The organism is Caballeronia sp. LZ028, assembly GCF_031451415.1.
Lineage (GTDB): Bacteria > Pseudomonadota > Gammaproteobacteria > Burkholderiales > Burkholderiaceae > Caballeronia > Caballeronia zhejiangensis.
Genome location: NZ_JARUXN010000004.1, coordinates 1,216,549 through 1,228,809, shown reverse-complemented (window position 1 = coordinate 1,228,809; position 12,261 = coordinate 1,216,549). Strand labels below are relative to the sequence as shown.

9 protein-coding genes and 1 pseudogene are annotated in these 12,261 nt (G+C 61.5%); all 10 read left to right on the top strand.

Annotated elements, in window-relative coordinates; translation table 11 throughout:
- Positions 1-2 precede the first annotated feature (2 nt).
- Positions 3-1,088: an SUMF1/EgtB/PvdO family nonheme iron enzyme gene (locus tag QCE58_RS28400; RefSeq protein WP_309780508.1), complete on the top strand. Its 1,086-nt coding sequence runs from the start codon at positions 3-5 to the stop codon at positions 1,086-1,088.
- A 44-nt stretch (positions 1,089-1,132) separates the two neighbouring features.
- The gene (locus tag QCE58_RS28395) at positions 1,133-1,849 is read left to right on the top strand and encodes a DUF3592 domain-containing protein (RefSeq protein WP_250521528.1); all 717 of its coding nucleotides are present in this window, start codon (positions 1,133-1,135) and stop codon (positions 1,847-1,849) included.
- Between the two features lie 24 nt (positions 1,850-1,873).
- On the top strand, positions 1,874-2,137 hold the full coding sequence (locus QCE58_RS28390) for a PAAR domain-containing protein (protein ID WP_250521529.1): 264 nt from the start codon (positions 1,874-1,876) through the stop codon (positions 2,135-2,137).
- 153 nt (positions 2,138-2,290) lie between these two features.
- Entirely contained in the window at positions 2,291-3,322 is a 1,032-nt protein-coding gene (locus QCE58_RS28385) for a hypothetical protein (protein WP_250521530.1), read from the top strand.
- On the top strand, positions 3,319-6,816 hold the full coding sequence (locus QCE58_RS28380) for an ImcF-related family protein (protein WP_250521531.1): 3,498 nt from the start codon (positions 3,319-3,321) through the stop codon (positions 6,814-6,816). The genes QCE58_RS28385 and QCE58_RS28380 overlap by 4 nt, the downstream gene beginning before the upstream one ends.
- The gene (gene tssA, locus QCE58_RS28375) at positions 6,813-8,396 is read left to right on the top strand and encodes a type VI secretion system protein TssA (RefSeq protein WP_250521532.1); all 1,584 of its coding nucleotides are present in this window, start codon (positions 6,813-6,815) and stop codon (positions 8,394-8,396) included. The genes QCE58_RS28380 and tssA overlap by 4 nt, the downstream gene beginning before the upstream one ends.
- A 7-nt stretch (positions 8,397-8,403) precedes the next feature.
- Positions 8,404-10,263, top strand: a complete 1,860-nt coding sequence (gene tssF, locus QCE58_RS28370; RefSeq protein ID WP_250521533.1) for a type VI secretion system baseplate subunit TssF — start codon at positions 8,404-8,406, stop codon at positions 10,261-10,263.
- Entirely contained in the window at positions 10,227-11,357 is a 1,131-nt protein-coding gene (tssG, locus tag QCE58_RS28365; protein ID WP_250521534.1) for a type VI secretion system baseplate subunit TssG, read from the top strand. Before tssF ends, tssG begins: the two co-directional genes overlap by 37 nt.
- Before the next feature lie 8 nt (positions 11,358-11,365).
- Positions 11,366-11,899, top strand: a complete 534-nt coding sequence (gene tssJ / locus QCE58_RS28360; protein ID WP_250440429.1) for a type VI secretion system lipoprotein TssJ — start codon at positions 11,366-11,368, stop codon at positions 11,897-11,899.
- Positions 11,900-12,017: 118 nt separating this feature from the next.
- A pseudogene (locus tag QCE58_RS28355) lies at positions 12,018-12,261 on the top strand (type VI secretion system lipoprotein TssJ); the annotation flags it as partial.

Genomic DNA, 12,261 nt, shown 5'->3' with positions numbered 1-12,261 from the left:
CCATGAAGCCGCGATACATCCTTACCTGCGCGTTTGTCAATGTGCTCTTCGCTTCGCTGGCCATTGGTCAGACGACAGTGAAGCCTCCGAAGATGCCCGCTTTCAATAACGTCACGGATGACACGCCTTATGACGATAAGCCGCTGCCTCAGCAATCTGTGGCGCTTAAGACCGAATTGATGAATTTGACGGAAGGGACGGTTTCCGAGCGCATTGTCAAGCTCAAGGCCAAGGTTCTCAAGGACCTTGTTTATGTCAAAGGCGGTACGTTTATGATGGGCGACTTTGGTCCGTTGTGGATTCCCGGAGGCGGCGGCTACTACACTACCGGCTTTGACAACAAGCCGCCGCACAAAGTCACGCTCACTGGATTCAGCATAATGCGTTACAAGGCCACCTACGCGGAACTAGATGTATTTTCCGATGCGACAGGTCAACCGCGGGCGGGCATGGACTGGAAAAACGGCCGCTACCGACATCCGTTGATTCCGGCGGGCATGTATTGGCAGCGAGCCAAAGATTATTGCACTTGGCTGGGTGAGCAGATGAAGCTGCCCGTTGATCTGCCTACGGAGGCTCAGTGGGAATACGCTGCCCGTAGTGGTGGTCAGTTCTTCATCTGGGCCACGGATAATGGCAACTTGGATCGCGGGCGCAACATTGCCTCATACAAGCAAGCCGACGCGTTGGAGCCAATTACTTGGGTAAGTCCCGATGACCCGGAGACCGTGGCGCATGCAGGGACGTATCCCGTTGGAATCTATCCGCCCAATCCGATTGGCCTCTACGACATGAATGCCAACGGTGTCGAATGGCTCCAGGATTGGTACGATCCAGAGTATTACTCTCATAGCCCGGAGCGCGATCCCAGGGGGCCAGCTACAGGCTCTGAACGCGTGCTTCGAGGACAGCGCAATGGCGGAAGTTATGAGCGGGCCACTAATGTCAGAAGAAAATCACGCGATCCTATGTTATTAGGACAGCAAATCGACTATCGAGGAGAGCAATCCTACGGGCCGGGGATTAATATCGAAGAAACCGTCCGCTGCGCTGTCAATCTCGAACGGCCTGTGAACACGACTCACTGAGCCGGGTTGAAGCGAACACATAGGGATGTTGGAAGAAGATAGATATGCGAGTTGTGTGGATTGGCGGCGGAGTGTTCGCCTTTATTGGCGCGTTTCTGCTGCTTGCGTTCGGAGCATCGTTGCACGAAAGCTCGGTCTTCTCGGCTAATGCTGTCGCGGTACAAGGACATGTGACCGGCAACACGTGGCAGCAGAGCTCCGATAGTCGTAACCGCAATGGACGCAAAGGCTACTATTATCCGGAGGTCGATTTCACGACGTCAGAAGGGCATCGCATCAAGTTTACGGGCTCGTTAGGGTACGGTTCTCCGGCTTACTCGCCTGGAGACGCTGTAACCGTACTGTACAATCCGGCGATGCCGGAAGCAGCCATGATCGACAGCACCGCAGAGCGAATGATGACTCCGTTGATGCTTGGTGGGATGGGAGGTATTTTCGCGCTGGTCGGCGGAGCATTGCTGACCTTCGCGCTACGCAGAAGGAGGCAACGCTCTTGGCTCGCAAAGTACGGCACGCGCGTGCAAGCGCGTCTTGAACGAGTCGAACTCGATCCGTCCACAAGCATCAATGGTCGAAATCCCTGGTGCCTTGAGGCGCAATGGCAGCATCCGGCGACGAACAAGCTCTATATATTCGAAAGCGATTCTATTTGGTTCGATCCAAGGCCCTATATACAACGCAATGTTGTGGATGTCGTGATTAACATCGACAATCCTAAGCAATACGTTGTGGATACATCGTTTCTGCCCAAACTTGGCTAATTCAAAAGAGAGGACGTTCGATCAATGAAAGGGCTTGTATCTGAAGCCGACCCGACCGATCACGGCGGTTTCGTTAAAACCGCAACATCAACGATCATCGAAAACGGAAAGCGGGCAGCATTGGTTGGCGATTTGGTCGACTGTCCTCGCGATGGACACGGCGTGAACCCGATCGTTGAGGGTGATCCCTCGATGATGTCGGACGGAAAATCGCTGGTGACGCACCTCTCGCGAGCTGCGTGCGGTTGCCGGGTTCTGGCGCGACACACGACCTTGCTTGCGGGTTGATCGATGTCGTGGCCCATTCCGGAACTTCCGGCTCCGGTACCACCCCGATCGATTGATTGGCGTATCTGGCTTCTGGTTTTTTTCGCAGTTTCAGGGCTGGCTGTCGCGGGAGTTCTGTACTTATGGCCGGGCGGGCGATCAACTCAGTCGCCGATGTTCTGGGCCGTGCTGTTCGGTCTTCCGCTGTGCCTATTCTCAATACTGTTCGGAATCAGGCTCAATCGGTGGGAAGAGGAGCAACTGTCGTATGAGGAGCAGCAGGAGGAGCGCGCGCGTTTGACAGGGTTATGGCATCGATGGGCGAACCACTGTACTGACGTGGCGTTTGCGACGACATTCCTCAGCGGCATCGAATCGATCGATGGATGGACTTCGCGGGACGCGATACTGCCGGTAAACCTAGGGCGGTCTTGCGGGCTCGAGTGGTTGCCTGTGTCACAAGGCAAGCAGCGACCTAGCTCGATTTTCGAGCTAGTGAGTGATCGCCTGTCCGCTCACTTGGCGTCCGTACGGGAGCTGGACATTGTGCTGCTGCTCGACGAACAATCTCTCAATGAGAGTGATACGTGGAAGTTGGCCGCTCAACTAGCGTTGGCAAGCGAACGGCGTCGAGTAACCGTGCAGGTGATGCCTGCGTCTGCCAGTATGTCGAACCTACAGGATAGGATTGACTCGGAGATCGCGCCGGCGACGTTGTTTGTCGCTTTTCAGCTCTGGCACGACGCTAAGGGCAAGCCGTTCAGTGAGGGAGGGGCGGCGATTCTATTGCGGGCGAAGGCTCGTCCGGATCCATTGCGACCAGCAAGCGTTGGTTTGAAAGGCGTGCATATCTTCAGGCCCATGCATTCCTTGTCGGAACACTTCAAGGAAGACCTGTTTCAATTGCTGGACATACAACTCGTTTCGAAGAAGGCTGCAAACTTTTGGTTGAGTGCGATTGGAGATGATGCACGCGGCGCCGTTCAAGTGGAGGCGGGAAATCATCCGGCTACGGGCGAAGCCTCGGTGCGAGACCTGGATGCGGTGCTCGGAACTGTTGGACCGGCCAGCGCTTGGATAGCGTTGGCCATTGCGCTGGAGATAGGCTTGAAATCTGAGGCGCCTCAGTTATTGGCGGTCAACGATGACGGAAAGCACACTTTGATGTTCGCAGTAATGCAGTCGACGAAGGAAGTAATGAATTGAAGAATAAGTACACCTGGGGAAGATGGCTGATCCTTGCCGGAATCTCTCTGGCGGCAGTCTTTTTTATCTATCTGACTGTCGACGGCCCAGCGTTGAGCGCATGGCTTTCTAAGTACCGCGGGTATCTGCTGGCTACGATGGCCTCGCTCTTGCTTGTGCTAGGGTTTGTGCTGCCCAAGCGGACGCAGGTTCGGCGGAGCCTTCAGTCAGTGTCCAAGTCGCTGGAATTTGAACCGCCGCAAGCGAAGACGGACGCCACCGATGCGACGTCGAGTGTTTATGAGGCGCGTATCAATGCATTGCGTCATCGCCTGATCGAGCGACACGGGAGGCGTTGGCGCTATCGCGAGCGATGGTTGCTTGCGGTGGGCGGTGAGGATCATGTCAAGCATTTGGCGCCGGAGTTGGTCGAGGCCGGTTTCGCATTAGTTGGTGGTGTGGTACTACTCTATTCGCGGCAGACTGCCAATGATCTTGATACGGAGTGGCTGTCTCGCATAAGAAAGCTGCGTCCTCGCCGACCAATTGATGCGATCGTTGCAGTAACGGCGCCCGAGGGCAGAACAGGCGATGCTTTCGACGCGGACTCCATCGGACAATACCTCGCACACCATGCACGGGTTTTACACTGGTCCGCGCCGACCTACCTGTTGAACGTGAAAGAGTGCGGTGGCGCTGTTGCTAAGCATAGCGAGACGATTGGCATCCTCTGGTCAGAGGCGCGGGCAGACAAGAGCTATCTCGACAACTCGCTCGTTCGTCTTGGGGGCGAACTCTCAACTATGGGCGTTGCACGTCTGAGTCTCGACCCCTATGATCGATTGGCGGCTGAATTCGCTCAGCATATGGAAACGTGGCGTACTGCCCTTTCCGACGTGGTGATGCGCGTTGGAAGCTCCCGCGTCTGGCGTGTTGCAATTCACGGTTTGCTGTTCGCTCCGATTACCTCAGAGCGGTCGGCAGAAGACGATCGGAGAGTTCTAGAGGACCGTTCTGATTCGCAGAACTTCGCGACCTCGCGTCACGGGGTTTGGCAAACGATTGCGGCGCATAGCCGTAAGATCCATGGTCGCCGTGTGGGTTTTTGCTGGTCGACGTCGACGGCGTGGGTGAGCGTCGCTGCCGTCGCGCTGTGGGTCGTGGGCACCCTCATTTCGGGAGCATCGAACCGTGCGTCGATTCAAAACGCCGCTGCGACGCTGGATAAGCTTGGGTCCGCACAAGGCACTACGCAAACGCTAACCGTCCTCGACAGGCTGGACAAGCAACTCGACACACTGGAGGTCCATCGCACAGAAGGTGCGCCGTGGCACGCCCGTTTCGGGCTGAACCATGACGCCGCGCTGCTGGATGCTCTTAAGCCGGGCTACCAGAGCGCCGCCTCGCGCATACTCATTGCACCGATCCAGGCGAAGCTCGAGGAGCGGCTGCGACAACTCGCTTCGCTCTCCGACGCCGAGATCGCCAGCGGCGGCAACGCGCAGGTGCAAGCCGCGTACGACACGCTCAAGACGTATCTGATGCTCGCTCACCCGGAGCACGCCGACGCGTCGTTTCTGAGCGCCCATATGCTCGCCACCAACGCACCGGCGCGCCCGTCTAACGCATCGGTGACGCCGGGTACGTGGGAAGACACGCGCCAGCACGCAATCGCTTTCTATGCCAGCCACCTGAAGCGCGACTCAGCGGCTGCAATCACCCCGGACGTTGCGCTCGTGGCCGCCGCCCGCCAGACGATCATCGGCGTGCGCGGCATCCAGAACTCGACCGACGCCATCTACCAGCAAATCATCGAGGAGACGAAGCCGAAGTACCCACCGGTGACGCTCGCCACGCTTTTGGGCGATCACCCAAGCCGCGGCCTCTTCAACACAACGGCGACCGTGCCCGGTGTTTTCACCCGCGCGGCGTGGGACGAACGCATCCCGAAGGCGATCGACGAAGCGAGCGAACAGCGCACGGTCACGGGCGATTGGGTGCTCTCCGACGCCAAGCTCGACAACACTGCTCCTACGACGCTGAAAGCCGAACTGCGCCAGCGCTACTTCAACGACTACACGCGCGCGTGGGCGCTGTTTCTGAATAGCATCCGCTGGCAGAGCGCATCGTCGCTCTCGGGTACGGTCGATCAGTTGACGCTCCTTGGCGATCCACAGCGCTCGCCGATCGTCGCGCTGATGAACGCGATCGTCTATCAGGCGAGTGCGGGCGCGTCGACGCAATCGCTCTCGGACAATCTGATTGCAAAGGCGCAGCAGTGGGCGGGCAAGGACGAGAAGGATCCGTCGAAACAAGCGCAGCCGCAGTTGGCTCCGCTGGCGGTCGCCTTCGGCCCGATTCTGCGTCTGGCGGGCGCCGATCTCACCGCGCCCGCACCGGCCAACGCGAAGTCGCCGACACAGAGCGCCGCGCTCGGCGAACTGAGCCTGCCGCGCTACCTGGAGCGCGTGACGGCCATGCGCCTGAAGACGCAGCAGATGATGGCCAGCGCCGATCCGGACGCGATGTCGCGCGCGGCCGCGCAAGCCGTGCTGCAAGGCAAGACATCCGATATCGCCGACAGTCGCGACTACGCAAGCCGGCTGGCGGCCAGCCTCGGCGAGCAATGGTCGGGTTTCGGCCGGCTCTTCGAAGCGCCGCTCGAGCAGACCTGGCAGGTGGTCGTGCAGCCCGCGTCATCGAGCCTGAACGAGATCTGGCGCACGTCGATTCTGGCGGACTGGAACCGCGCGTTTGGCGGACGCTATCCGTTCGCGGATTCCGACAACGACGCGTCGCTGCCCGACGTGGCGCGCTTCATGCGAATGGATAACGGTGTCATCGCTCAGTTTGTGGCGACGGAACTGGCGGGCGTGGTCAAGCGTCAAGGTGATCAGTGGGTCGCGGCGCAGGGATCCGACCAGGGCACGCTGACGCTCGATCCCGCGTTCCTCGCTGCGCTGAACAAGCTGACGCGTGTATCGACCGCGCTGTTCCCCTCGGGCGACGCCCGCGTGCGCTTCGAACTACGCGGCGCGCCCACACCGGGCATCACGGACATGAAGCTGGTGTCATCGGGACAGCAGCTTCATTACTTCAATCAGATGGAACAGTGGGTGCCGTTCGAATGGCCAGGCCAGGCGCTGGATAACGACGCGCAGCTTCAATGGGAAACGGAGGAAGGCGGCCTGCGCTCGACGATGTACGCGCAAGGCCGCTTTGCGCTCATCCGTCTGATGGAGCGCGCCAAGGTCTCGCAGCAGGACAACGCGCGCTACGTGTTGTCGTGGACGCCCGACCAGGGCGTGGGTCCGGCGCTTTCGGTGCAACTGCGCGCTGAAAGCGGCGCGGGGCCGCTCGATGTGCTGGCGCTGCGCCACTTCACGCTGCCGACGCACATCTTCATGACAAAGTCCGTTGCTGAGAGAGGTTCGGGCCCGAACCCGCCGCCTTTACCGCCAGGCGCGTTCTCAGCGGCGCAGAAAGTTGGCGTGCCGCTGCCGGGAGGTCGATGATGCTGGCCGGATTGCTCAAGAAACTTCTCCCGTCTCAGGACGCCGAGCAGCTCACTAGAGCGCGTCTCGATGCATGGAACACGTGGCTCACGCCGTTGTCTGGCGAGAACGGCGTCGGCCGCGATCCCGGCTATGAAGATGCCTTCTTCGAAGTGAAGGACGAAGCGGGCAAGCTCTCGAATATCGACGACGCGTCGATCGTTCGCGCGTGCGAGCAGTTGACCAAGGAAGTCGGCAAGGATCTGCGCGTGGCGGGTTTCTATGCCTTCGCGCGTCTGCGCCAGGATGGGCCAGCAGGCTTTGCCGATGGGCTCGAACTGACGGCCGCCTTGGTAGACCGGTTCGGCGAGTCGGTGCATCCATCCCGTGCCGAAGCCAGGAAGGGCGCGCTCGAGATGCTGGCGACCGCGCGCATCCTCGATCTGCTCGACGCCCGTGGCGCGTTCGCCCCCGCCGATCTGGAACGCGCGATCGCCGCGCTCGATGTGATCGTCGGGCGCACCAACGCATGGGCGCAAGGCGCGCGTCCGAACCTGCAGGCGCTCGTCGCGCGCTTTGAGCGCCACGACGACGCCATACAAAGCGCCGAACCGAGCGCGAGCGCGCCGATTCCCGCAAGCTCGTCGCTGCCGTCATGCGGTCCGATAGTCTCCGCACGCGATCTGCTCGATCAGGCACGCACGATGGCCGCATGGCTGCGCGATCAGGAAAACGGCTATCTGCCGGCGGCGCGTCTGGTGCGCAGCATCCGCTGGGACACGCTGCACGAAGTGCCGCCGGGGGATGCGAGCGGGCGCACGCGGATCGAGCCGCCACGCAGCGAAATCCGCCAGCATTTCAAGCGGCTCGTGCTGCAGAAACAGTGGAACGAACTGCTCGAACGCGTCGAAGGCGCGTTCATGGAGGGCGTCAACCATCTGTGGTTCGACCTGCAGTATTTCCAGCACGTCGCGCTAGATAACGTGGGCGCGCCCTACAACGCATGGCGCGATCTGCTGCGCGCCGACTTCGCGCTCTTCCTCGAACGGCTGCCGGGCATCGAGCGGCTCGCGTTCAACGACGGCACTCCGTTCGCCGACGACGCCACGCTCGAATGGATCGCCCGCCACGCCGTGGTGCGCGATCTGGAAGCGGGCGAGAGCGTGGCGTCGCTGCCGGTATCCGCGGATGCCGATGAGCACGCGGCAGGCGACTGGCCCGAAATCGAAGCGCAAGCGCGCGATCTGTCGTCACGCGAAGGCATCGAAGCGGCGTTTGCGTGGCTCGATGCGTTACCGGGCATGAAGACCGAACGCCATCGATATCTGCAACGCCTGGTGATGGCGCGCGTCGCCGACTCGGCGGGCCGTGCGGATACCGCGCTCGCGCTGCTCGCCGAATTGGACGCCGCGTCGCACTCGCTGCCGCTCACGCGCTGGGAACCGGCGCTGGTCTTCGAAGTAAAGCAGCAATTGATGCGCGCGCTCAAAACGCAAACCACGCGCAAAGACGCCGACAAAATCGCTCTGGGCTCGCGCATCAACGAATTGCGCAACGAACTGACCGTGCTCGATCCCGCCCGCGCGCTGACGCTTTCATAACAAGGCAATGAAGAACCCCTACGTAATCGACGGCGATCTGAACGCCGATGTCGACAGCCGTTACGACGATCCGGTGCTCGGCTACTACGAAGCCGAGATGCGCTATCTGCGCGAGTCCGGGCGCGAATTCGCCCGCGCGCATCCGGACCGTGCGCGCATGCTCAATCTGGACCGCGTCGGCGACCGCGATCCGTATGTCGAGCGGCTCTACGAAGGCTTCGCGTTCCTGACCGGCCGTCTGCAGCAGAAGCTCGACGACGAACTGCCCGAGTTGACCGAAGGCCTCGTCAGCCTCTTGTGGCCGCACTATCTGCGGATGATTCCGTCGTTGTCGGTCGTGGAGCTGATTCCGCTCGGCGAGAAGATGCAGAGCACGATTCTCGTCCCCGCGGGCGTGGCTGTACGGTCCGCGCCGATTCCGGTCCCGAAGGACGGCGGTGAAGGCATCACGCCCGAGACGGTGCAGTGCCTCTATCGCACGACGCAGGCCGTGACGCTTCAGCCGATCCAGATCGCGCGCGCCGGCCCCGCCGTGCGGAACGACGGCAAATCGGTCATTCGCATCGCGTTCGAGCTGGATCGTTCGACGCGTCGGGCGGAAACGGATCTGTCCCGCATTCGCCTTCACTTGAGCGCGGAACTTCCGACGGCTTTCGCGATGCATCTGGCGCTTACCCGCCATGTCGAATCGATCGAATGGCGCGTGCCGGAAATACGCGATGGCGAGGCGCGCGCTCTCTCGGGCGTCACGCTCGAAGCAGCGGGTTTCTCGCCGGAAGAACGCCTGTGGCCGAAGGCGGACGCCGCGTTTTCCGGCTATCAACTGCTGCTCGAATACTTCACGTTCCGCGAGAAGTTCCTCTTCGTCGATATCTGCGGATTCGATCTCAATCAGCTTCCCGAAGCATCGACGCAATTCGAACTGGAGTTCGTGCTCAAGAAGGCGTATCCGGCAGACCAGCGTTTCACGAAGGACAACGTGCGCCTGTTCTGTTCGCCGGTCATCAATCTGTTTCAACTCGACGCGGAAACCGTCACGATCGATCATCACGAGACCGAGTATCGCGTGGTGCCGGCAGGCTATCAGGGCGGGCACGTCGAAACGTATTCCGTCGACGCGGTAGAGTCGTTCGATCACCTTACCTCGGAGCGCTACGAGTACGTGCCGTTCGCGACCTTTCGGCATCGCGGCGGGATGCTGCGGCACGAGTCGCCCGAGCGGTATTTCCATACGCGGGTGCGCGCGGGGCTGGATGGTCTGCATGAAACGTGGCTGATCTTGGGCGGCAACGCATGGGAGTCGATGGCGGATCTGCCCGAGGAAAGCCTGTCGCTGCGCGTGACCGGCACCAACGGGCTGCTGCCGCGCAAGGGCCTGCGCGAAGCACGTCTGGACGAACTCGCCGAGAGTACGCCGAACGTCGGTGGCGTGCGCAATCTCGTGGCGCCCACGTTACCGCTGTATCCGCCCACGGGCGACCGCTTTCAATGGCGCGTGCTTTCGCATCTCGCGCCGAACTTCCTGTTGATGATGAACGCAGAAGTGCTGCGTGGCGCCCTCGCGCTCTACGACTGGACCAACGACGAGTTGAATCGAAGGCGGCTGGCGGGCATCCTGCATGTGTCGGAGGAATTGCTCGAAGAGATCACGGGCGGCGCGGTCGAGCGCGGCGTGCTGGTCGAAGTCACGCTGGATTCGCAAGCGTTCTCGGGCGAAGGCGATGTGATGTTGTTCGGGGAGCTGCTGCATCGCTTCTTCGAGCTGTATGCAGAGGTGAACCTCTTCACGAAGCTCGCGCTGGTGACGCTGCCATCGAAGGCGCGCATCGAATGGCCGCGCAGCAAGACGCATCGGGCCCCGCTATGAAGCCGCGCGATTTTCCGAATGTCGAGCCGCTGGTCGCGGCGTTGCTCGCACGCGCCCCGCGCATGAACTTCATGCAGTTGTGCCGGCTGTTCGAAGCGAGCGCGCCGGATCGTCCCGGTTTCGGTGAACGCGATACGCCCGCGCACGAGCCGGTGCGTTTCCGGTCGCGCGCGCGCATGGGTTTTCCCGCTGGCGAAATCGCTGCCGTCGAGTTCGATGACCTCGATGACGGCGGATACGGCGAACCGCTGCCGCCGACGATCCGCACGACCTTCATGGGCCTGTACGGCGTAGACGCGGTGATGCCGACGCACTACCTCGACGACATCGCCATGCGCGAGGAAGGGCACGAAGCCGTCGAAGCGTTTCTGGACCAGTTCAATCACCGGTTCGTGACGCTGTTGTATCGCGCGTGGAAGAAGTACCGCTATCCGGAGACCTTCCGGCACGGCGGCGCCGATCCGTACTCAAGGAACCTGCTGTGTCTCGCCGGCTTCGGCTGGGGCAATAAACCCGCGCGTGCGGGCTTGCCCGACTCCCGCATGCTCGCGCTTCTTGGTCTGCTCATTCAGCGCACGCGCACGCCGGAAGGGCTGGCGGGCGTGATCGCTTTGGGTGCGCCGGGCGTGGATGTGCGCGTCGACGAATTCTGGCCCGTGGCGAGGCGCGCGGGACAAGGCCAGCCGCTAAGCGCGAAAGCGATGATGGAAGGCAAGCCACGCGGGTTGGGCGGCGGCTACGTGCTCGGCAAGCGCGTGCATTACCGCAGTCGCGCGGTGCGCGTGACGCTGCGTCCGACGAACGCGCAACAGGCGCACGACTTGTTGCCTGGTGCGTGGCTCCATCGCGATTTGATGGCGCTGGCGCGGCTCTATATCGGCATGAAGGCGGACGTGCATCTGCGCATGCAGATGTCCTCGCGATTCACGCCCGAGCCAATGGTGGGCAAAGCGCGTGCGCCCGTATCGCCGCGTCTGGGCTGGACGGTGGTGCTGCCCGTTCGGCAGGAACGCGAGATCACGGTCGAGTTGGGCGTCTGCGAAGCGTTTCCGGCACCGCAGCCGAACCCGTACCTCGAACCGCGTGCCGCATGAGAGGCCGAATGATGTCGAAACCGAATCAAATGGCCTGCGCGGTGTTGCTCATTCTCGGGCTGTCAGGCTGCGGCCTCTGGCAGGCGACCTCCGATGGAGCCACGAGCGCTTATCAAGCGATGACCGACTGGCGCGTGAAAGCGGTCGACGTCGACATGCGCGCCCGTGCCGACCTGAATCCGGACGCTTCGGGCCATCCGCATCCGGTGGCGGTGCGCGTCTATCAGTTGAAGGATCGCGCGCGCTTCGACAGCGCGTCGTTCAACGAGCTTCTCCACCACGACCGCACCGTGCTTGGGCGCGATCTGCAAGCGAGCGTGTCTGCCGTGGTCAATCCCGGCGCATCGGCGAGCGTGTCGCAGCCGATGCAAAAGGAGACCGCGTTCATCGCAATTGCCGCGTTCTATCGGAACGCCGATCAGGCGGGCGGCTGGAAGCAGGTCATCGCGGCCAGGAAGCTCCCTGACGACGCGCCGGTAAAGCTGACGCTGGCGGACAGCAAGCTCGATATGGAAAGCAAGGCGAAGGCGGGCAAGAAATGACGTGCGGCAGCGTCTGTCGTCGGCATCGTAGCTAAAGGGCGGTCGCGACAAAAGACCGATGGCTTCAAACATCAAACCGAATCGAAATCGACAATAACCAGCAATGCGGCACAACAGATTGAACGAATTACGCGGCGATGGCCTCGTCGCCCGCGCGACCCGAAGCGTGAACTCGGCGCTCTTTTTCATCGGCGCGCTTACGCTCGCCGGCTGCGGCGCATGGCAGGCCACCAAGGACAGCACGGTAAGCGCAGCCGAGTGGCTCTTCACCACGCAAGTCAAGTCGATGAACGTCGAACTGAACGGTCGCGCCGCGTTGAACGAGAACGCGACCGGCCAGCCGCTTTCGACGGTGGTGCGGT